This is a genomic window from Kribbella sp. VKM Ac-2566, from assembly GCF_004366005.1.
Lineage (GTDB): Bacteria > Actinomycetota > Actinomycetes > Propionibacteriales > Kribbellaceae > Kribbella > Kribbella pratensis.
This window is the reverse complement of sequence record NZ_SODT01000011.1, coordinates 773,355-794,397: the sequence shown is the minus strand read 5'-3', so window position 1 is coordinate 794,397 and position 21,043 is coordinate 773,355. Positions and strand designations below refer to the sequence as shown.

22 protein-coding genes are annotated in these 21,043 nt (G+C 69.6%); 5 read left to right on the top strand and 17 right to left on the bottom strand.

The window, feature by feature from the left end; translation table 11 throughout:
• Positions 1 to 114: 114 nt before the first annotated feature.
• The 8 genes from egtD to EV647_RS26545 form a co-directional block, all read right to left on the bottom strand.
• Complete coding sequence (egtD, locus tag EV647_RS26580; RefSeq protein ID WP_134007376.1) at positions 115 to 1,080, bottom strand: L-histidine N(alpha)-methyltransferase; 966 nt, start codon at positions 1,078 to 1,080, stop codon at positions 115 to 117.
• Positions 1,077 to 1,838: an ergothioneine biosynthesis protein EgtC gene (egtC, locus tag EV647_RS26575; RefSeq protein ID WP_134007374.1), complete on the bottom strand. Its 762-nt coding sequence runs from the start codon at positions 1,836 to 1,838 to the stop codon at positions 1,077 to 1,079. The genes egtD and egtC overlap by 4 nt, the downstream gene beginning before the upstream one ends.
• A complete protein-coding gene (egtB, locus tag EV647_RS26570) occupies positions 1,838 to 3,205 on the bottom strand; it encodes an ergothioneine biosynthesis protein EgtB (RefSeq protein ID WP_134007372.1) in 1,368 nt (455 codons plus the stop codon). Before egtB ends, egtC begins: the two co-directional genes overlap by 1 nt.
• A complete protein-coding gene (locus tag EV647_RS26565; RefSeq protein WP_134007370.1) occupies positions 3,202 to 4,422 on the bottom strand; it encodes a glutamate-cysteine ligase family protein in 1,221 nt (406 codons plus the stop codon). The genes egtB and EV647_RS26565 overlap by 4 nt, the downstream gene beginning before the upstream one ends.
• Positions 4,423 to 4,592: 170 nt before the next feature.
• The gene (locus EV647_RS26560; protein ID WP_134007368.1) at positions 4,593 to 5,252 is read right to left on the bottom strand and encodes a (2Fe-2S)-binding protein; all 660 of its coding nucleotides are present in this window, start codon (positions 5,250 to 5,252) and stop codon (positions 4,593 to 4,595) included.
• A complete protein-coding gene (locus EV647_RS26555) occupies positions 5,249 to 6,022 on the bottom strand; it encodes an ABC transporter ATP-binding protein (protein WP_134007366.1) in 774 nt (257 codons plus the stop codon). Before EV647_RS26555 ends, EV647_RS26560 begins: the two co-directional genes overlap by 4 nt.
• A gap of 3 nt (positions 6,023 to 6,025) precedes the next feature.
• Entirely contained in the window at positions 6,026 to 7,054 is a 1,029-nt protein-coding gene (locus EV647_RS26550) for an iron chelate uptake ABC transporter family permease subunit (RefSeq protein WP_134007364.1), read from the bottom strand.
• Positions 7,051 to 8,067 (bottom strand): iron ABC transporter permease, encoded by a 1,017-nt coding sequence (locus tag EV647_RS26545; RefSeq protein ID WP_134007362.1) that lies wholly within the window; start codon positions 8,065 to 8,067, stop codon positions 7,051 to 7,053. The genes EV647_RS26550 and EV647_RS26545 overlap by 4 nt, the downstream gene beginning before the upstream one ends.
• Positions 8,068 to 8,132: 65 nt before the next feature.
• Here EV647_RS26545 and EV647_RS26540 point away from each other — a divergent pair, with 65 nt between their 5' ends.
• The gene (locus EV647_RS26540) at positions 8,133 to 9,122 is read left to right on the top strand and encodes an ABC transporter substrate-binding protein (protein ID WP_134007360.1); all 990 of its coding nucleotides are present in this window, start codon (positions 8,133 to 8,135) and stop codon (positions 9,120 to 9,122) included.
• Here EV647_RS26540 and EV647_RS26535 read toward each other — a convergent pair whose 3' ends face one another.
• On the bottom strand, positions 9,123 to 9,749 hold the full coding sequence (locus EV647_RS26535; protein ID WP_134007358.1) for a hypothetical protein: 627 nt from the start codon (positions 9,747 to 9,749) through the stop codon (positions 9,123 to 9,125).
• A 119-nt stretch (positions 9,750 to 9,868) separates the two neighbouring features.
• Between EV647_RS26535 and EV647_RS26530 the strand changes: the two genes are divergently transcribed.
• Positions 9,869 to 10,513 (top strand): hypothetical protein, encoded by a 645-nt coding sequence (locus EV647_RS26530; protein WP_134007356.1) that lies wholly within the window; start codon positions 9,869 to 9,871, stop codon positions 10,511 to 10,513.
• Here the strand turns inward: EV647_RS26530 and EV647_RS26525 are convergent.
• Genes EV647_RS26525 through folP form a run of 6 tightly spaced genes read right to left on the bottom strand, consistent with a single transcriptional unit; the run spans position 10,510 to position 14,910 of the window.
• Positions 10,510 to 11,448: an alpha/beta hydrolase gene (locus EV647_RS26525; protein ID WP_134007354.1), complete on the bottom strand. Its 939-nt coding sequence runs from the start codon at positions 11,446 to 11,448 to the stop codon at positions 10,510 to 10,512. The genes EV647_RS26530 and EV647_RS26525 overlap by 4 nt on opposite strands.
• Before the next feature lie 33 nt (positions 11,449 to 11,481).
• Entirely contained in the window at positions 11,482 to 12,081 is a 600-nt protein-coding gene (locus EV647_RS26520; RefSeq protein WP_134007352.1) for a TetR/AcrR family transcriptional regulator, read from the bottom strand.
• Positions 12,082 to 12,109: 28 nt separating this feature from the next.
• Entirely contained in the window at positions 12,110 to 12,628 is a 519-nt protein-coding gene (locus tag EV647_RS26515; protein ID WP_134007350.1) for a nuclear transport factor 2 family protein, read from the bottom strand.
• Positions 12,629 to 12,682: 54 nt separating this feature from the next.
• Positions 12,683 to 13,369, bottom strand: a complete 687-nt coding sequence (locus tag EV647_RS26510; RefSeq protein ID WP_134007347.1) for a class III extradiol dioxygenase subunit B-like domain-containing protein — start codon at positions 13,367 to 13,369, stop codon at positions 12,683 to 12,685.
• Between the two features lie 3 nt (positions 13,370 to 13,372).
• Positions 13,373 to 14,098, bottom strand: a complete 726-nt coding sequence (locus EV647_RS26505) for a pyrimidine reductase family protein (RefSeq protein WP_134007345.1) — start codon at positions 14,096 to 14,098, stop codon at positions 13,373 to 13,375.
• Positions 14,098 to 14,910, bottom strand: coding sequence for a dihydropteroate synthase (gene folP, locus EV647_RS26500; protein ID WP_134007663.1), 813 nt, complete (start codon positions 14,908 to 14,910; stop codon positions 14,098 to 14,100). The genes EV647_RS26505 and folP overlap by 1 nt, the downstream gene beginning before the upstream one ends.
• 264 nt (positions 14,911 to 15,174) lie before the next feature.
• Between folP and EV647_RS26495 the strand changes: the two genes are divergently transcribed.
• From EV647_RS26495 to EV647_RS26485, 3 genes are read left to right on the top strand one after another with little or no spacing between them, the layout of a single operon-like run.
• Positions 15,175 to 16,491, top strand: coding sequence for an L-fuconate dehydratase (locus EV647_RS26495; RefSeq protein WP_134007343.1), 1,317 nt, complete (start codon positions 15,175 to 15,177; stop codon positions 16,489 to 16,491).
• The gene (locus EV647_RS26490; RefSeq protein ID WP_134007341.1) at positions 16,488 to 17,237 is read left to right on the top strand and encodes an SDR family NAD(P)-dependent oxidoreductase; all 750 of its coding nucleotides are present in this window, start codon (positions 16,488 to 16,490) and stop codon (positions 17,235 to 17,237) included. Before EV647_RS26495 ends, EV647_RS26490 begins: the two co-directional genes overlap by 4 nt.
• On the top strand, positions 17,237 to 18,199 hold the full coding sequence (locus EV647_RS26485; protein WP_134007340.1) for an aldo/keto reductase: 963 nt from the start codon (positions 17,237 to 17,239) through the stop codon (positions 18,197 to 18,199). The genes EV647_RS26490 and EV647_RS26485 overlap by 1 nt, the downstream gene beginning before the upstream one ends.
• A 94-nt stretch (positions 18,200 to 18,293) precedes the next feature.
• On the opposite strand, the gene EV647_RS26480 is transcribed toward EV647_RS26485, so the two are convergent.
• Entirely contained in the window at positions 18,294 to 19,832 is a 1,539-nt protein-coding gene (locus EV647_RS26480) for a CdaR family transcriptional regulator (RefSeq protein WP_202876320.1), read from the bottom strand.
• Positions 19,829 to 20,899 carry a DUF917 domain-containing protein gene (locus tag EV647_RS26475; RefSeq protein ID WP_202876319.1) on the bottom strand — a complete coding sequence of 357 codons (1,071 nt, stop codon included), beginning with the start codon at positions 20,897 to 20,899 and terminating at the stop codon, positions 19,829 to 19,831. The genes EV647_RS26480 and EV647_RS26475 overlap by 4 nt, the downstream gene beginning before the upstream one ends.
• Between the last annotated feature and the right edge of the window lie 144 nt (positions 20,900 to 21,043).

Below are 21,043 nucleotides of genomic sequence, written 5' to 3'. Positions count from 1 at the left end.
TCGGGGGCGGGTGCGGGGCGCGGGTCGGGGCGGGTGCGGGGCGCGGCCGCGGGTGCGGGGTGCGGGTGGCGGGTGCGGGTGGGCGCGGCACGGGGGCGCGGCGCGGGGTGGGGGTTAGGTGGCTTGCCAGAGGGAGAGGGCGAAGCGGGATTTGGTGTCGGTCCACCAGGCGGCGGGGGTGAAGTCTGCTTTGTCGAGTTCGGCTTCGACGCCGGAGCGGTGGAACTTGGCGGAGATCTCGGTGCTGATCTCCTCGCCCTCCTCGAACGTGATCTCCAGGTGGATCTCCGGGATCAGCACCCGCATCGCGCGGGTGGCGCGCAGATGCATCTCGATCCACTCGTTGTCCGCGTCCCAGAGCGCGACGTGCTCGAACGCGTCCACGTCGAAGTCCGCACCGAGCTGCCGGTTGATCACCCGCAGCACGTTCTTGTTGAACTCGGCGGTGACACCGGCGGAGTCGTCGTACGCCGCAACCAGCGTGGCCGGATCCTTCACCAGATCGGTGCCCAGCAGCAACCACTCCCCCGGCTCGAGGACCTCGCGAACCGAACGGTAGAACGCCTCCCGCTCGGCCGGAATCAGGTTCCCGATCGTGCCGCCGAGGAACGCGACGACCCGCGGCGGATCACCCGGGAGCTTGTCGAGGTGCGCGGTGAAGTCGCCGACCACACCATGTACGTCGAGACTCGGGTAGTCGGCGTTGATGGCATCGGACGCGTCCCGCAGCGCTGACTCTGACACGTCGAGCGGAACGAACGACGTGAGCCTCCCGTGGGCCCGGAGCCCGTCGAGCAGCAGGCGGGTCTTCTCCGAGGACCCGGACCCGAGCTCGACCAGCGTGTGCGCGTTGGTGATCGCTGCGATCTCACCGGCCCGTGCGTGCAGGATCTCTCGCTCGGCCCGCGTCGGGTAGTACTCCGGCAGCCGCGTGATCTCCTCGAACAGCTCACTCCCGCGCGCGTCGTAGAACCACTTCGGCGGCAGCCACTTGGGCGTCGCCGCCAACCCCGCCCGAACATCGTCCCGCAATGCCCGAGCCGCATAGTCCGGCGTCAGATGTATGTCGATGAGGGTCACTCTCGTCCTTCCATCGGGGTGAGCTGCAGTGTTGTGGCGGTGGCCACGAGAAGTGAGTGGTCCGGTACGGCGGACCAGCCGTCGGAACCGAATGGTTCGGATGCGACCGTCACGGAGTCCTCGGTACGGCGGACATGGAGCGAGTGGGTCCACGCCGTGGCGACGAGTTGCTCACCATCGGTCAGCAGGATGTTCAGTCGCGATCCCGGCGCCGCCGCCTCGACATCGTGCACAACCTCCGCGACCGCGTCGGCCGGCGGCACACCGTCGTCGAGGCGACGAGCGATCAGGGTCCACAGGAAGACGGAATCGGTAGGGGCGTCGAGACTCAGCAGGTCGGCGACCGGCAACTGCTCGGCCAGCTTGAGCGTCGTGTCCGGCCAGCCGGGGATGCGCCCGTTGTGGCTGAACAGCCAGTGGCCCGACGTGAACGGTGCGACCGCCGACAGACCGTACGGCATCCCGACGGTCCCGTTCCGGACGGCCGCGACGACCGCACCGGACCGGATCGCGCCGGACAGGCCGGGCAGGTTCTCGTCGGTCCAGATCGGTACGTCCCGCCGGTAGCGCACCGGCCCGCCGGACACGGCGGCATCCCCTTCGGGATACCAGCCGATCCCGAAGCCGTCGGCGTTGACCGATCCCCCGCCGCGCATGTCGGCGGGGGCCCAGCTCTGTTCGTACAGTGAGTGCTCCGGCTCGATCAGCAGCGACGCCAGCGTGACGGGTGGCCCGAGATAGGCCAGGTGGCGGCACATCAGGCGTGCAGCTCCTCGGCGTGCACTTCTTCAGGGCGAGCGTCCCTGGCGCACCGGAAACCGGCGAAGATCTGCCGGCGGATCGGGTAGTCCCAGTTCCGGAAGGTGCCACGGGCAACGACCTCGTCGGTGCCGAACGAGCCGCCGCGGAGCACCTTGTAGTCGGGCCCGAAGAAGACCAGCGAGTACTCGTCGTACGGCCATGCACGGAACCCCGGGTACGGGCGGAAGTCGCTCGATGTCCACTCCCACAGGTCCCCGATCAGCTGCTCGACGCCGAGCGGCGAGGCGCCCGCCGGATACGCACCGACCGGCGCCGGCCGGAGGTGCCGCTGGCCCAGGTTCGCGTGCTGCGGACCCGGCGACTCGTCACCCCACGGGAACCGTCGCGTCCGGCCGCTCGACGGATCGAACCGCGCCGCGAACTCCCACTCCTCCTCGCTCGGCAGCCGCTTGCCGGCCCACTTCGCGTACGCCTCCGCCTCGTAGAAGCAGACGTGCATCACCGGCTCGTCGAGCGGCAACTGCTCCCGGTGCCCGAACCGCAGCCGCGACCACTCGCCGTCGACCTGCGACCAGAACCGCGGCGCGACCAGCGAGGCCTTCTGGACATGCGCCCACCCGGCCTCGGACCACCACTGCGGATCCTGATACCCGCCGCCGAGCACGAATCGCAGGTAGTCGCCGTTCGTCACCGGCACGGTGTCGATCACGAACGGCTTCACGTGTACGCCGTGCGCGGGCCGCTCGTTGTCCAACGCCCACGGCTCGATCGACGTACCCATCTCGAACACGCCACCCGGCACGAACACCTCGGCCGACGGCAGCGGCCGACCCGCGGGAGGCGGCGGCGCGTCGAGCACCGGCGCACCCTCCCGCAGCTGGTGTGTCGCCAGCATCGTCTCGTCGTGCTGCTGCTCGTGCTGCGCGATCATGCCGAACGCGAACGCGTTGTGTACCAGCTCACGGTCAGCGCCCAATTTCTCAGGATCGAACTTCACGTGGTCGAGGACATCCAGCACCTTGTCGCGTACCTCGGTCACATAGGCACGCGTTTCCACCGGACCGAGCAGTGGCAGCGACGGACGGTCCGCACGCGGATGCTGGAACGCGTCGTACAGCTCGTCGATGTCCTGGCGCAGGGGCTCGCGGCCGCCGACATCGCGGACCAGCCAGAGCTCCTCCTGGTTGCCGATGTGCGCGTAGTCCCAGACCAGCGGCGACATCAGCTTGGAGTGCTGCTTGACCAGGTCGTCGGTGTCGACCGCGTCGGTCAGCTGGACCGTCCGTGCCCTGGACCGCTCGAGCTGCTCACCGACGAAGGTGCGCAGACCCTCCGGCGACAGATCGGACAGTTGGTGATTCATGAAGCTCGCCTTCCGTGGGTGTTGTCGACGGCGCGCTGCAGCCGGGTTGCGACGGCAGCGATGTGTTCGGGATCCGCACCGGTCCGGTCCATCACCTCGGTGCCCAGCGCGACCACATCGCGCGCGGCACGCAGTACCAAGGCGTCGTCCAGCCCTTCGCGGGCCGCCGGGAACCAGCGGCCGGCAGCAGGCTCGGCCGCGGCCAGCACCTGGTCGATCGGGGCGGACATCAGTGCGGTGAGCAGCAGGGTCGGGGCGATCCACCCGTCCCCCGGCTGCGCGTCGAGGTAACGCACCTCGAGATACCCGCGCGGCCGGACCGGCGGGAACAGCGTGGACAGGTGGTAGTCGAGATCGTCGTACGTCGGTCTGTCGCCGGGCAGCTGTCCGTCCGCCCAGGCCCCGAACGTCAGCCCGGTGGGTGCGTCCCACGTGTCGCCCCGTCGCAGACAGAGGACCGGCGCCTCCATCGCCGTCCGGGCCCAGGCAGCGGCCGGGTCGGCGTCGAGCGGCGGCGGCTCGGTGAACGGTGCACACGTGCCGAACGTCGCCTCCGTGCGGGCCGAGGCCCAACCGGTGTCCGCACCGGCGCGACGGCGGGAGTTGGCGAACAGACCGACCAGAGCGGGACCGAGGTCGTGGAGTGCGCGCCAGCGGAGTGCGGTCTGGTCCGATTCACCGGCGTCCAGGCAGATCTGCAGGCCGGCGGTGCTGCACATCATCCGCGGCCCGTGCGGTCCGAGGCGCTGGAAGGCGCGTTCCATCGCGGCGTACCGCGGGACGGTGAGGATGCGGCGGGGTGTTCGGAAGGGGTCGAGGCCGTAGTCGCCCGGGACCAGGTCCGCATCCAGCAGGAGAGCCGTCAGCTCGGCCGCGTCGGCGGCGGTGTCGTCGATCAGCTGCGGGATCGAGTCCGACGCGGGGCCGGAGATCTCTACCTGGCCACCCGGCTCCACGGTGACCAGCGCTCCCCGGCTCAGCGGCAGCTGCGGACTGCCTCTGACCAGGGTCGCGGGGGCGTGCACGCCCAGGGCTTTGCTCAGTCGGCCGGCGTCGAGGGGCCGGTGCGGATCATCCGCATGATGCACTGTCCACTCGAGCTCGACGCCGTACAACCGAGGTGGACCGTGCTTGAAACAGACCATCGCGACGTAGCCCTCCGCCTCGGCCCGGGAGCCGATCGGAGTCGTCGCCGGAGAACCACCGGACGAGGTCACGTCAGCGAACCTAGCTCCGGGCCAGGGGCTGGACAACCGACCAGAAATTACCCGCCGGTGACGTCTGGGGTGTGTATCGACTCATGCCGAACATGCTTCCCGGGGCCACCGACAGTTTCCGGCCGGATCCGGACGAACCCGGCCCTGGTTCAGCTCTCAGCGAAATCAGGTCAGCGGAATCGCGGACAGGTGGTGCACGCAGCCACGTTCGGCAGCACGTAGAAGTAGCAGCACGACGTACGCAGCTTCTCCTCCAGCGACACCCCGAAGGCCGTCGCGGCGCGGTCGGCGTACGGCGCATCCTCCGGCAGCCGGATCGCCGCCCGTACCTCGTCGTCAACCGCACCGAACCGCTGCAACGACCCCAGCTTCACACCGGGTTCGTAGCCGTCCAGAAACGCCCTGGTGTGGTCCTTGAGCTGCACCGCCGCCGTAGCCAGCGGCACGACCTCGTCCGACAGCAGCGCCACCTCGGCCGGGTAGTGCGCAACCGGGTGCCGCTTGAACGCCAACGACGCCGGTGACACGTCCGGAGACAGCCCGGTGACTGCACTGGTCACACCTGCGACCAGTGACGGCACCTGGACGTACCACATGAGCGTGAACATGGCCGCGACCTGCACCGGCGGCTCGATCGAGTAGTCCCGTGCGTAGTCAGCTGCTGCGGCTGCGCGCCACGAGTACGTCGGGTCACCGCCGGCCTGCTGCTCCGCGATCAGGTCCGCACACGAGACCCAGTCGGGTCCGGGCACCGCGTCCGCCGTACGCACGGACAGCCAGCTGACCGAGTCAGCCAGGACCTCCGCCAGACGGCTCACGGTGTAGCTCATCCAGCCAGCCTACGATCCGGTACGACGACCGGTGCGCCGCCGACCTCCACCACGGTGGCCTTCAACCCGAACACCTCGTCCAGCAGCGCCGCTGTCAGTACATCGACCGGACGGCCCTGCGCAGCGATCTGCCCATCGCCCATGACCACCAGGTGCTCGGCGTACTGCGCTGCCAGCGTTAGGTCATGCAGCACCGCCACGACGGTCCGCCCCGTCGTAGCGGCCGCGTGGACCACGTTCATCACGTCTACCGCGTGTGCGAGGTCCAGGTACGTCGTTGGCTCGTCGAGCAGCAGGTGCTGCGTCCCCTGTGCCAGCACCATCGCGATCCACACCCGCTGCCGCTGGCCGCCCGACAGCTGGTCTACTGGCCTGTCACGGAGCTCTGTCAGCTCTACTGCCTGGAGCGCCTCGTTGATCGCGGCATCGTCCTCGCTTGTCAGTCGCCCGAACAGACCGCGATGCGGATGCCGTCCCCGCGACACCAGCTCGGCAGCCGTGATCCCCTCCGGTGTAACTGGCCCCTGCGGCAGTACGCCGAGCTTGCGGGCCAGTTCCCGCGCAGGCAGCTGGTGAATGTCCTTGCCGTCGAGCAGCACCCGTCCGCTCGCCGGAGTGAGCAGTCTGCTCATCCCACGCAGCAGCGTGGACTTGCCGGACCCGTTCGGCCCGACAACTGCAGTCAGCTGACCAGACGGCACTTCCAGCGTCAGTCGGTCGACCACCGGCGCATCAGCGCCGTACGCGAGGGTCAGGTTCTCGACGTGCACGGTTCAGCGTCCCTTCTGCTGACGGCCGATGAGGTGAAGCAGGTACGGCGCTCCGCACGCAGCCGTGACCACGCCGACAGGTAACTCGTACGGACCGACCTGCGCCCACTGCAGCCCGTTCCGCGCCAACAGGTCAGCCAGTACGACGAGCAGCGCGCCGAGCATCGCAGTGGTCAGCAACGGCGGTCGTTCCATCCGGGTCAGCCGCAGCGCGACCTGTGGCGCCACCAACGCGACGAACGCGATCGGACCGGCCCCGGCAGTAGCCATCGCGGCCAGCACCGTCGCGATCACCAGCAGCACCAGCCGGATCCGCGCCACCCGGACGCCGAGCGATGACGCCACATCGTCACCGAGAACCAGCGCGGACAGGTCCCGGTTGAACATCATTGCTACCGGCAACAGCAGTACAACCGCGATCAGCACGGGAACGGCGTCGCTCCAGGCCCGCGAGTTCAACGAGCCCGCCAACCAAGCAGCCGCCCGGCCGGCGTCGTTGACGTCGCCGATCACCAGCAGCCAGGCGACCAACGAGTTCGCCGCGGCCGCGATGCCGACGCCGATGAGCACCACCTTGCCCGCGTCCACCACTCCGCGCTGGACCGACAACGCACCCACGATCAGCGTGGCGAGCAGCCCGCCGAGGACCGCGGCCAGCGGGATCCCGACCTTGGCCGCGACGCCCGAGATGTTGCCGCCACCGGTGCCCGCGAGCACGATCACCGCGACGGCGCCCGCGGACGCACCGGAGTTCACACCGACGATGTCCGGGCTGGCGAGCGGGTTGCGGGACAGCGTCTGCAGGAGCGCGCCGGACACCGCGAACGCGATGCCGACAAGGAGCCCGGTGGCAACTCGAGGCAGGCGCAGTTCGAGTACGACGAGCCGGGTGCCGCGACGGCCGCCGCCGAGCAGTACCTCGACGACGTCCGCGAGCGGGAGTTTCGTCGTACCGACGCTCAAGGAGACCAGCGCGACGACGATCGCAAGGGCCGCGAACAGGATGCTGAGGACGACCGTCCGGGACCTCACAGGGCCACCGCCCGGCGACGTACGACGAGCACGAACATCGGGGCGCCGACGATGCCGAGGACGACACCTGCCTGCACCTCGCCCGCGCCGCCGACGAGACGGCCGACGAGATCCGCGAGTACCAACGCCGTCGCACCGATGACGCCCGCGGCCGGGATCAGCCAGGTGTTGCGGGCACCGAAGATCCGTCGCGCGACGTGGCCGGACAGCAGGCCCAGGAACCCGATCGGCCCGCACGCCGCGACACCGGCAGCGGTGAGCAGACCGATCGCGCCCAGCCCGAGCAGCCGAGCCCGGCGGATCGACAGCCCGAGACCCGCGGCCACGTCGTCGCCCAGAGCAAGCATGTCGAGATCACGGGCATTGACCGCAGCGAGCAGCAATCCGATCACCGCGAACGGCAGGACCTGGCCGGCGACGTCCATCCCGCGGCCGGCAACGGACCCGACCGCCCAGAACCGATAGCTGTCCAAAGTGTCCGCATCGAGGAGCACGATGGCGGATGTCAGGGCCCCGAGGAGCGCCGCGACGGCCGCGCCCGTGAGCGCCAGACCGACCGGAGTCGAGCCGGTGCCCCGCGACGCCAGCTGCTGTACGGCGAACGTCGCGATCAACGCGCCCAGCAAGGCGGCCCAGACCGTCGACGAGACGGACTCGACCAGGCCGACCTGGAGCCCGAGGACGACCGCGAACGCCGCGCCGGAACTCACACCGAAGATGCCCGGCTCGGCCAGCGCGTTGCGGGTGTGCCCCTGCATCAACGTGCCGGCGATCCCGAGACAGAGCCCGATCAGGATCGCGACGACCGTCCGCGGGAATCGCAGGCTTCGCACGATCACGTCCGGGTCCGAGCCGGTGTTCGCGGTCAGCGCGTGCCACAACGCGCCCGGTCCGAGCCAGCGTGAGCCGAGCGCGAGGCTGGCCGCGAACGCGAGCACCAGGACGACTACCAGGGCGAGGAGTGCGGCGGCCCGGCGTACCGGTCGACTCGCAGTGGGAGTGGCGGAGCACATATGGTTAGGTTTGCCTTACTTCGCTGTGGTCGTGAGTCACCTTATCCCGTTGCTTGGAGACACCTGTGCGCCTGCCCCGCATCACCGCTCTGCTCGCTGTCGCAGCCCTCGCCCTGTCGGGCTGCGGCTCCTCGGACCCTGACGATTCCGGCGATTCCGGCGATTCCGGCGGTGCCGCGAGCGCCGGGTACCCGCGGACGATCGAGCACGCGATGGGCAAGACCGAGATCAAGACCAAGCCGAAGCGGGTGGTCGCGCTCGACACCAGCTACGTGGACGCGACGCTACTCCTGGACACCCCGGTCGTCGGGTACACCGACTACCGCACCATCAACGGGAAGTTGCCGGACTACCTCGGCGACGACCGCACGACGTACGGCTCCGGGGCCCAGTCGGTCGGCACGCTCGCCGAGCCCAACCTGGAGAAGATCGCCGCGCTGAACCCGGACCTGATCATCAGCGCGAAGGTCCGGCACGAGAAGCTGTACGACCAGCTGTCCGCGATCGCGCCGACCATCATGTCGGAGACCACCGGGGCGACCTGGAAGGACAACATCCGGCTGGAGGCGAAGGCGGTCGGCGCGGAAGACCTGGCCGAGAAGGAGATCTCGGCGTACGAGCAGGCCGCGAAGACGGTCGGCGCCGCGATCAACGCCAAGGCTGGTGACCCGACCATCTCCGTCGTCCGGTTCGTCGACGGCCCGACCCGGCTGTACCAGAACGCGAGCTACTCCGGGATCGTGCTCAAGGACGCCGGCCTGAAGCGGCCGAAATCGCAGGACGTCGCCGGCTTCGCGCTCGAGATCAGCCCGGAACGGATCAAGGACGCGGACGCCGACGCGATCTTCGTGGCGACGTACGCCGACGACAAAGGCCTGAGCAAGAAGACCGAGGCCCAGTTCAAGGCCAACCCGCTCTGGAAGCCGCTGGCCACCAAGGTCCACGACGTCCCCGACCTCACCTGGATGACCGCCGTCGGCCTCCAGGGCGCCTGGTCCATCCTCACCGACCTCGCCAAAACCTTCGACGTACCAAGCCCCGTCAAGCCCGCCTGATCAGCTCACCTTGAAGTCCTCGGTCTTCGTGCCCTTGGCGCCGGACTCGGTCACGACGGACACCGTCAGGTGATAGACGCCGCGGACCTCCAGTGAGTCGCCTGAGACGTAGAAACTCTGGCCGCAAGACTCACCACGTGCGGTTTTGATGACGATGGATCCGCGTTTGAGCACCCAGGTCGGATAGCAGCCGGTGGCCGGGTAGTGACCGGTCTCGTCCAGCACCTGGGCCCTGGTGGCCGGCTGCGAGCCGGCGCGATACTCGCCCGGTCCGATCTTGCCGCTGGTGCCCATCTGGATGGTGATGGCCAGCGTGCCGGGCGACAGGGTCTGCGGTGTGCTCGAACTTCCGGGATCGGTGATTTGGACGACCGGCGTCTCCGTCACGGTCTCGGTGACCGTGCTGGTGGCGGTCGCGGTGGTGGTCGACAGGACGGTGGTCTGCGGTGGGGCCGGGTTGATGGCGCTTGGTAAGACGTCTGCCTGGCCGAGGATGATGGTGGCGATGCTGCCGATCACCGCCGAGACCGCGGGAATGGCGGCGATCAGCGCCGGATGCCGGTGCCAGGCGTACTGCTTCTTCTGGTCCGGGTCGCCGGCAGGCGTGTCTGACTTGCTCTTGTGCACAGTGGTTCCCCCCACGTGACATGTTCCGGTGGCCCCCCGGCCACGGTGTGATGCTCAACCATGGACCAAAACCGTGCGGGCGTCCACTGCGGAGAGTGACAGAGTTTAGGGTTCGGAGTATGACGGCTCTGGTGCGGTGGCATGTTGGTCCGTGGACCGCTCGGGGGGCGCGGGTCGGTGAGGATGCGGTGCCGGGGCGGCGGCGGACGAATGACGAGTTGAACTTCGACGTCGTCGGGCTGGCGCGGATTCTCGGGAGGCGGTTGTCGGGGCGGGACGAGCTACAGGTGCGCCTGTGGCAGAACGAGTTGCGGCCGACGCACACGCGCCAGTGCGGCGTACACACGCTGGCGGATCCGGACAACGCTCGTCTGCTGCGCGAGACCGCACAGGAGGCCCTTGCCTGGTTGGGCGAGCGCGCACCGACCGGCTACGAGTTCGTCCTCACCGACGCGGTCGAACTGCGTCCGTGCCTCGATCTGTCCGCCCCGGTGGTCGCCGTCGACGCCGTCGTACAACTCGCTGGTTTCCCTCTCCCCGCTGCTCGTCTGGCAACAGCTCACGTACGTCGGTCCACCACAGGTGACTGGTACGCCGGGGACGCGGTGTGCAACTGGTCCGGCCCGCACACCACGCCCGACGAGGCGGTAGCCGCCGTACGCCGTGCCCGTCACGAGTTGGTAGAGCAACTACGCGCCGCGGGACATGACGACCTCGCCGACACCGCGCCCCGATGGCCGGCTGTGCCGATCGAGTCCGACTAAGCGCTGGTTTCCGGAAGTTTTTCGGCAGCAGGTGACTGTTTCTTTCCGGAAAGCGGCGCTGTCAGGTGCCGGTTGAGGAAGGTGAGCTCTGCCTCGACCACCTGTTCGTGAGCGTCGAGGAAGGGCGCGTAGTGGTTGCCGGGGACCTGGAGTACGTCGGCGTTCGGGGAGCCGGCGGCAGCCTTGAGAGTTGGTGCTGCTAGAGCGGACTGGTCGTCCTCGCAGACGACGTACAGGATCGGGCATCGCACCTTCGCCGCGTGTTTCAACGGGCGGTAGAGCGCAGCGGGGAAGACCGAACGGGCAGCGATCGCCTGCTGCCAGTCGGGGTATCGGTTGCCGGGGTTGAGGGTCGCGTTGCTCAGCTGGGCGTCCGGGGTGTTGAGCAGCGCCACCGTCCCGGGCGGGCCGGCGAGATCGACCAGGCGCGGCGGACGGCCGAAGAGACTGCCGGCCACATCGAGCAGGCTTCGGCCCATCAGCCGGAGCACGCTGCCGGGCGTCTGGTAGCGGGAGGCGTTGCGGGTCACGGTCGGGCCGTCGACGTTGGCCGACTGGGCGATCGCCGCCGAGATGCCGAGATCCTCCGCGGCGAGCTGCACGACGTACCCGCCGGGTAGCGAGAACGCCCAGATCGCCACCCGTTCGACGCCCGGGAGCGTGTTGGCGTAGGCGATCGCGGCCCGCCAGTCGGCCAGCTGATCGGACACGCGGGCAACCTGCCGCGGTTCGCCCTCGCTCTCGCCGAGGTTGCGGTGGTCGAAGGCCAGCACACCGAATCCGGCCGCGGCGAACCGCTCCGCGAACCGGTCCGTCCCGGGCTCCTTCGTGACGCCGAAGCCGCCGGTCATCACCACGCACCCGCCGTTGGTCCCCGGGTAGTGCCAGGCCGCGCACGCGACGCCGCCACTCGTGAAGCTCACCTTCTCGCGCATTCTTGAAGTGAACCACGTGGTTCGCAAGACTGTCTAGGCCTGCTCTTCGCGCTCCAGGGCCCGGAGTAGCGCGGCGAATCCGGCCTCGATCCCGGCCGCGTCCCCGCTCGTCCGCCACTCGATCAGGAACCCGCGCAGCGTCGCCAGGATCAGCTCCGCGACCTCGGTCTTGCGCTGCTCGTCCCACTCATCCGGACACAACGACAGCAACGTCGGCAGGTACTGCCGCGACGCCGAGCGCGCCAGGTCGGCGTACCGCCCGGCGTCGTACATCGCCAGCCCGATCGCCTGATCCAGCACCCACGACTCCGCGCCGATCAGCGTTGGCCACATCGAGTGGACCCGCTCCGCCAACGACCGGTCGCCCTGCTCGGTCGCGGCCGCAAGAGCCCGGCTGATCCGGCGTTCGCGCAGTTGCAGGACAGCCTGCGTGAGCAGGTCCTCGGGTCCGTCGAAGTGGTACAGCAACACCTTGTGCGTCGTACCGGCCGCACGCGCCGCCCGCCGGAGCGAGAAGTCGACCAGCCCGTTGACCCCGAGTTCGTCCGCCACCTTGTCCAGCAACTCGCGCCGCCGCGCCTCACCCCGCGGCGACTTCGCCGACCGCCGATACCCCGTACGTTCCTCCGTCACCCGGCCAGTATCCCGGGCGGGCGCGTCGTCAGGACGGGGTCGGTGGCGGGAAGCCCCCGAGCGCAGTGGTCTGCTCATGGAGAAGTCTCCAGCGACCGTCACGCTCGACGTACACCACGGTGTGCCACGAGTCGTGCTGAACCCGTTCGGAGGCCGACACGGCATCGATGTGCGAGCGGTAGGTGAGGACGGCAGTGCCGCCGGCCAGCCGTACGTCGATGGCCGAGAGCGGCTCGAACGACGCGAAGTCCAGCGAACCGTCGGCGAGCGCTTCGAGGAACGCGCTCCGGGTGAGCCGATCTCCCGTGGGCGGCACGGCCCAGTAGTCCGCCGCGTAAACGCGCTCCAGGTAGGCCAGATCCGCGTCGACGACCGCACGCAGCCGCTGCAACTCGATCTCCTGCAGGCTCGTCACGGTCGCCCGATCACCCGAATCCGACCGCAGGCTGACCGTGTAGCCGCTCAGCCCGCCCACCACGAGTACGGCGGCCACCACGCCGACCCCGATCGCCAGGAGCCGGCCCCATCGCGGAACCCTCGACCACATCGCTCCCCCTCGTGACCACGGTCCCCGGAAACGGGCTGAGGCGCAAGGTCGAGATCAGGTAAACGAAGCGACGAAGTAGCCGACGCCGTACGGCGCTGCTTCGTAGGTCAGGTCGCCGGAGAGCGACGTACCTTCGAGGGCTCCGGCGAGGACCTGCCAAGGCGCGCGTCCGGCTGCTTGCAGCTCGGCGGCGAGATCGGGATCCAGGGCCTTGAGTACGTCGAGATCTCTGTGGTGAAAGGCGTTTGCTACGGTCGCGTCGAAGATCTCCGCGCGCGGATGGAGGTGTACCGGGGAGTGCTCGCTGCGGCGGGCCGAGCCGTCGCCCATCACCAGCAGACCGACACGATCGTTGCCGTCAGCAATCTCACGGCCGAGCTGTACGCACATCTCAGGCACCGTATCGGCCGGGACCGCACGATAGGTGCGCGGCAGCTGCGCGGCCTTCGTCTGCTCGAGCAGCCATCCGCCGATCGCCAGCGACAACGGGAGGACGGGCGGGCCCGAACCGATCCGCACGCTGGGTGCGCCATAAGCACCGAACGAGCCTCCGGCCGAAGCGTCGAACGTGCGCGGGTCCGTGGCGGCCCCGATCACCAGGATGTGGTCTGCGGTGGCGAGTGATTCGACAGCTGCCAGGCAGGCGGCGCGCAGGTCGTCGAGCTCGGGTGCTGCGCCGGACGCGACCTCGGGCACGAGGAGCGGCGGGTGCGGGCAGACCGCGGCGGCGACGACAGGCACGACTCAGGCCTCCCGGACGTAGCGGAAGAAGAAGTAGTCGTCCTCCGCGGACAGCGCCGTCTCGAGCTTCATCCGCCGGGTGAGAGTCGATGGGGCGCCGGCGATGATCCGGCTGGATCCAGGTCCCGCCAACAGCGGTGCCAGCGCGAGGCAGAGCTCGTCGACCAGATCGGCCGCGGTCAACGCACCGAGGAGATGCGGGCCGCCCTCGGACAGGATCTGCGTCATACCGCGCCCGGCGAACTCGTCCACCACCGCCTTGAGGTCGACTTCGGCCTCCCCCAGTACGAGCACCTCGGCAACCTCCGCGAGCGCTTCCCGGCGGTCCTCCGGTGAGCTCGCATGCGTGACGACGATCGGCTGTACGGCGGACTTGAACACCGGATTCACCGGACTCAGCTCGAGCCGCGACGACACAATCGCGAGTGTCGGATTCTCGGCGATCCCGGTCGCCGTACGCCATTCGCGTGCCTTCGCGGACAGCTTGAGCGGGTTGTAGCCCTCGTCGCGAATCGTCCCCGCGCCGACCAGGACGACGTCCGCCAACCGCCGGAGCATGCTGAAAACCCGGCTGTCGGAGTCGCTCGACAGCGCCTTCGACTGGCCATCGATCTCGACCGCGCCGTCCAGGCTGCTCACGAAGTTGGCGCGTAGGTGCGGCACCGCTCGGTCGGCGACCTCGTAGGCCGTGATCAGTTCCTCGTCACTCAGCTCGTCCACGCGGCGCATCAGGCCAGGCTCCTTCGGGTTCCAGCGGGCTGCGCGGTTCCACGCAGTACGGCGATGAAGTCAAGGGCTTGCCGCGCGGCCGGTACGTCGTGCACGCGGAAGACGCGGGCGCCCAACCAGGCCGAGACACTGAGCGCCGCGAGGGTGCCGTTGCCGCGCTGCCCGGGCGGCAGTTCGAGGGTCTCGCCGATGAAATCCTTGTTCGACACCGCGACCAGGACCGGCCAACCGGTGGCGGCGAGTTCGTCGAGGCGGCGGGTCAGCTCGAGCGACTGCAGCGTGTTCTTGCCGAAGTCGTGCGTCGGGTCGATCAGGATGCCGTCCGGACGGACGCCGGCGGCGAGCGCGCGGTCCGCGAGGGCGGTGGTCGTCCGGATCACGTCCGCGACCACGTCGTCGTACGCCATCCGGTGCGGATCGGTGCGCGGCGAGAGGCCGCCGACGTGACTGCAGACCAACCCGGTGCCGGACTCGGCGGCGGCGTTCACCAGGTCGGGATCGGCACCGGCCCAGGTGTCGTTGATCAGATCGGCGCCGGCCTGCGCGACCTGCCGGGCGACACCGCTGCGGTACGTGTCCACGCTGATGACCAGGTCCGGGTGCCGGGCGCGGATCGCGGCCACGAAGTCCACGGTCCGGCGGAGCTCCTCGGTCTCGCTGACCGGTTCGCCGTACCCGGCCTTCACGCCGCCGATGTCGACCAGGTCGGCGCCCTCGGCGACGGCCTTGTCGATGGCCGCGAACGCCGCGTCGGTCGCGTACGTCGCCCCGCGGTCGAAGAACGAGTCCGGCGTCCGGTTGACGATCGCCATCACCGCGAACTCGCCGGGCCCGAACGACCGGCTGCCCAGGCGCAGCACTCCGTCACTCGTGGTCACGCGACCGACTGTACGGGGCGGACCTGCGGCACTCACCAACCCCCGCGCCGACGGCACTGCCGCCCCGTCCCGAGCGGGCGCGCCGCCGGGTTCCGCGAGTTGGTGAGTGCCGCAGGTCCGGGGCAATCTATCGCGGGAGCCCCATATCCTATAGGATTCGTCCCGACAGACCGCCCACCGCAGCAGATCGGGTCCTCGATGCCACGATTCACCGAGTTCGAGACGTACGACGTCCGCTTCCCCACGTCGCTGGACCTGGACGGCTCCGACGCGATGAACACCGACCCGGACTACTCCGCGGCGTACGTGATCCTGCGGACCGACGCCGGCGACGGGCTCGAGGGGCACGGGTTCGCGTTCACGATCGGTCGCGGCAACGACATCCAGACGACCGCGATCGAGGCGCTCCGCGACCACGTCCTCGGGCTCGACCTGGACGCCACGCTGAACGACCTCGGCGGGTTCTGGAAGTCGCTCGTGCACGACTCGCAGCTGCGCTGGCTGGGCCCTGAGAAGGGCGTCATGCACATGGCGATCGGCGCGGTCGTCAACGCGGTGTGGGACCTGGCCGCCAAGCGTGCCGGCGTACCGCTGTGGAAGCTGCTGTCCGACCTGACCCCCGAGCAGATCGTCGACCTGGTCGACTTCCGGTACCTGACCGACGCGCTGACGCGGGACGAGGCGCTCGACATCCTGCGCAAGGCCGAGGCCGGTCGCGCCGAGCGGGAGGCGGTCCTGCGGGAGCGCGGCTACCCGGCGTACACGACGACCCCCGGCTGGCTCGGGTACGACGACGCGAAGCTGGTCCGGCTCTGCCACGAGGCGATCGCCGAGGGGTTCACGCAGATCAAGCTCAAGGTCGGCGCGAACCTGGACGACGACATCCGCCGGATGCGGCTGGCCCGCGAGGCGGTCGGCCCGGACATCCGGATCGCGGTCGACGCGAACCAGCGCTGGGACGTCGCCGAGGCGATCACCTGGATCGAGGCCCTGAAGCCGTACGACGTCTGGTGGGTGGAGGAACCGACCAGCCCGGACGACATCCTCGGGCACGCCGCGATCGCGAAGGCGATCGCGCCGATCAAGGTCGCGACCGGTGAGCACGTGCAGAACCGGATCGTGTTCAAGCAGCTGCTCCAGGCCGAGGCGCTGTCGGTCCTGCAGCTCGACTCGGCGCGGGTCGCGGGCGTCAACGAGAACATCGCGATCCTGCTGCTGGCGGCGAAATTCGGCGTACCGGTGTGCCCGCACGCGGGTGGGGTAGGACTGTGTGAGCTGGTCCAGCACCTGTCGATGTTCGACTACGTCGCGGTGAGCGGTTCGCTGGACGACCGGGTGATCGAGTTCGTGGACCACCTGCACGAGCACTTCCTGGACGCGGTGGTGATCCGGGACGGGCACTACGCGGCACCGGTACGGCCCGGGTTCGGCGCCGAGATGGACGCGGAGACGCTGACCGACTTCCGGTTCCCGGGTGGCAAGATCTGGACAGACCTGGCAGAGGAGAAGAAGTGACGGATTTCGCCGGCCTGCGGGCCGTGGTGACCGGTGGTGCTTCGGGGATCGGCCTCGCGGCGGCGCAGCTGCTCGCGGCGCGCGGCGCCCAGGTGGTCGTGTTCGACCTGAAGCCTGAGGTCGACGCGCCGCTGACCGGGATCGCCGCGGACGTCAGCGACGACGGCTCGGTGCGGGACGCGGTCGCCGCGGCCGCGCTGCAGCTCGGTGGGATCGACGTCGTGGTGAACAACGCCGGCATCGGCGCGCAGGGCAACGTGACCGCGAACGACGACGCCGAATGGCACCGCGTGCTGGACGTGAACGTGGTCGGGATCGCGCGCGTGACCCGGGCCGCGCTGCCGCACCTGCGGAAGTCGGAGGCGGCCGCGATCGTCAACACCTGCTCGATCGCCGCGACCGCCGGCCTGCCGAACCGGGCGCTGTACTCGGCCAGCAAGGGCGCCGTCCTGGCGCTGACGATGGCGATGGCCGCGGACCACGTACGCGAAGGGATCCGGGTGAACTGCGTGAACCCGGGTACGGCGGACACACCGTGGGTCGGACGTCTGCTCGACGTCGCGGCGGACCCGGCCGCGGAGCGTGCCGCCCTCGAGGCGCGCCAGCCGATGGGCCGCCTGGTGTCGGCCGACGAGGTCGCCCAGGCGATCGCATACCTGGCCAGCCCGCTGTCCGGATCCACCACGGGTACGGCGCTGGCCGTCGACGGCGGGATGCAGAACCTGCGGATTCCGGCGGCCCGCTGATGAGGATCTTTCCGGAAGGTCAGCGCGTCGGGCTCGGCAGTGCGCCGCTGGGCAACCTGCTCGGTGAGGTGCACGAGGCCGACGCCGCCGCGGCCGTGAACGCCGCGTGGGACGAGGGGTGGCGGTACTTCGACACCGCCCCGCACTACGGACTCGGGCTGGCCGAGGAACGACTCGGCAGAGCGCTGCGGGACAAGCCGCGGGACTCCTACGTTCTGTCGAGCAAGGTCGGCCGGATCATCTACGAGGCCTCCGACGCCGCGACCGACGACGAGGGCTTCGAGATCAGTACGACGCGCCGGCGGCGGTGGGACTTCTCGCGGGACGGCGTACTGCGGAGCATCGAGGACTCGCTGCGGCGGATCGGGACCGATCGGCTGGACGTCGTGTTCGTCCACGACCCGGACGACCACTTCGAGGAGGCTGTCGCGACCGCGTTCCCGACGCTGATCGAGCTGCGCGAGCAGGGCGTGATCGGCGCGATCGGGTCCGGGATGAACCAGTCGGCGATGCTGACCCGGTTCGTGCGGGAGGTCGACATCGACGTGATCATGCTGGCCGGCCGGTACACGTTGATCGATCCGGACGGTCTGGACGACGTACTGCCGGCCTGCCTGGAGAACGACGTGCAGGTCGTTGCCGTGGGCATCTTCAACTCCGGGCTGATGTCGCAGCCGCGGCCCGCGGCCGGGACCACGTTCAACTACGAGCCGGCTGCGCAGACGCTGATCGACAAGGCCAACAAGCTCGCGGACGTGTGCGAGTCGCACGGCACCACGCTTCCGGCGGCGGCCATCGCGTTTCCGTTGGCACACCCGGCGGTCGCTGGGATCGCCGTTGGCTGCCGCACGGCGGAAGAGGTCCACACCAACGCGACGCTCGCTCGCACCGAGATCCCGACAGCCCTCTGGTCGGACCTCAAGTCGGCCGGCCTCCTGCGCGAGGACGCGCCTACTCCGTAGGCGCAGAGCAAGCGAGGGGACGGCGGGCGGTCCGCGTCCTCCTCCCCCCGCACGGCGAGCGGTCCGTGTCCTCTCCTCCCCGCTTGGGGCGGGACTATTCCGTGGGTGATGTGCGGGAGGCAAGGTGTAGGGCCAAGCGCTCGTCCGGGTTGGTGAGGTCGACGCCCAACAAGTGCTGGATCTTGGTGATGCGGGCCGCTGCGGTGTTGCGGTGGATGCCTAGCACTGCGGCTGTTTCGGCCAGGGACGACTCGGTATCCAGGTAGACGGCCAGCGTGGTGACCAGGTCACCTGGCTGGTCCTTGATCGGAGCCAGCAGCGCCTGTGCCGCGGGCTGGAACGTGTCTGTCCGGGTCCAGGCCAGGAGAAGTTGCGCCAGGCCCAGACGGTCAACGTGGAGGAATCGCCCCGTTTCGGCGCGTCCGCGCGCCAGACCGGCCGCATCGCCCGCCTCGGCCAGCGTCGTGGCGATTCCACTCGGCCCCGGTTGCACTCGCCCGACTCCGACGTACGCGTCCACTGTCTGCACCAGTCGGCGGTGCACGCGGCGGATCACGGCGGCCTGCTGCTGCACCTCGGTCGCGGTCGGTTCGCGGACGGCGGTGATCCACGCGGACCAGCCGTCGCCCTGCTCCACCACCACCGCCCGCAAGCCCTCGGCGTCGAACGCCTCCACGACATCGGTACGTCGACCAGCAACGTCCACTTGTCCCTCGGCGCCGATCCGGATGCCCGTATGCCAGCCGTCGAGTTGCCATCCGAGATCCACTGCGCGCCGGCGCGTCGCCTCGGACGGTTCGCCGTGCAGGAGTTCGCCGAGCAACGACGTACGTTGACGGGCGTCCCGCTCGAGCTCCAGCCGGCGCAACGCCAATCGCTCCCCCACCGCCGGTGCCACCACGCTGAGCACATCAGGTACGGCGGCAACCTCAGCCGGCACCACTCGGGGCAGCCGCGCCACCAGCCAGCACACTGGCCCGACACCGACCACAGCAACCGCGATCAGCACCGCACCACTTGGCAGATCAACCCGGTACGGCGCCGCCCACGCCACTGGTACGCGCGGCAACGCACCCACCAACGCCGTACGCTCATCAGCCTCCAACGGCTCACCGGCCAACGTGCCGCCGTCAGTACCGGCCAACGTGACAGGGCGTTCCAGGACGTCGGACGTTGTCCGCAGTACCGAGGTGAGGTCATCACTCGCGCGCCGCAACGCTGCGACGGCCCGCAGTACCAGCTCCGACCGCACCACCTCTGGCTCGGCTGTCACGCGTCGCAGGTACTCATGTGCTGCCAGCGGGTCCGAGCATCCCAGCACCGGCAGCTGCAACCGCTCTGCCAGCAACTGAGCGCCACGGCCCAACGGCTCCACACCAGCGAGCAGCAACGCGCCTGCTCCGGCAGCCGATGCCCTACTGATCAGAGCGTCGATCCGCCAGTCGGTGTGGTCATCCGCCAGGAGTACGACGAGCAACTGCCCGTCGAGCGAGTCCGGGTGGGATGACACCTCCAACGACACCCGTGATCCCGTGAGCCGAGGACCATCGTCGACCGCGGCGCTGAGCACCACCACGTCGCTCCAGCCGGGTGAGCTGAGCATGGCCGCCAACGATGGCGCCAGGTCCCTCATGACGCTTCCAGCAGCTGCGGGGCGCAGGCCAGGCCGAAAGCTTGTGGGCCGACATGGGTAATGCGGTCGGCGCGACGCCACCAGGCGGGACCGGGGAGGGCGAGGACCAGGACCTCGTCGCCGCTGCGGATGGCGTCCACGGCGATGGGCTGGAGGGTACGGCGGTCCAGGACGCAGAGCAGGTCCGGTGTGGTGGCCACGGGCGTGCCGTCGACCAGCGCGAGCAGGTACTCGTTCTCGGTCTCGATCCGGATGACTGCGCGGCTGCCGGCGTCGACAACGCAGACACTGCCGCGACCGAACGCTGCGCCGCCGTCTCCGATGAGGTGGCGGGCGACCTCCTCGACGCGACCGGTACCCAGCAATCGTCCGCCCAGGTCCTCGGCGACAACAGCCGGTGTGGCGCCGGGCTCGAGGGCGGCGTGGGCTCGGCCGAGGGCCAGCGCCCGGGTCAGGCTGCCCTGCACTGCGTCCGCCGCCGCAGCCTCCACCGGAGTAGGCGCGAGTGCCAGCACCGCCCACCCGCCGGTGTGCGCGACGAAGCTGCGCACTGCTCGTTCGAGACCCGCTGCGTCGACGTTGTCCACGACGATCACCTGACCGCTCGGTTCGCTCAGCGCACAAGGCGTCAGCGAGCGACCGGCTACTGCCCACGAGAACTGGTCGAGCCGCGGCAGGGCCCGTCCCATCAGGTCCGCGTCGACTACCGGGAGGCCCAGATCGAGCGCGGCGATCAACGGTGTCAGCCCGTTGAGCCCGCCGGCCTCCAGCGACATCAGCCCGGTGACCTCGGTACCCGTCCAGCGGCTGACCGCCCGTACCGCCGCGTCGAACTCACCACCACCCGGGAGCTTCTCCATCAGCACACTGGTCGCTCCGACCACACCGATCGGACTCACCGACACACCAGCCACGTCGGCGGCGTCCCGCAGTACCAACTCCCCCGCACCGAGCCGGCGACGCAGCATCCGGCCGAAAGCACCCGTGTCCCCGCCACCACCGGAGCCCAGCAGCGTAACCCCGACAACCAGCGCCCCCAGGTCCTGCTCCCGGATGACCGTACCCATAGGGGGATCCTGCCACCGCGGACCTGCAGCACTCAGTAAACGCGCCAAATCGGCAAGGTCGACCGCGTGTTGAGCGTGGCGGTCGCGCGAGAAGGGCGGTTGGTGAGTGCTGGGCGTCCGGGTGGAACCTCAGCCCGCCGTGGA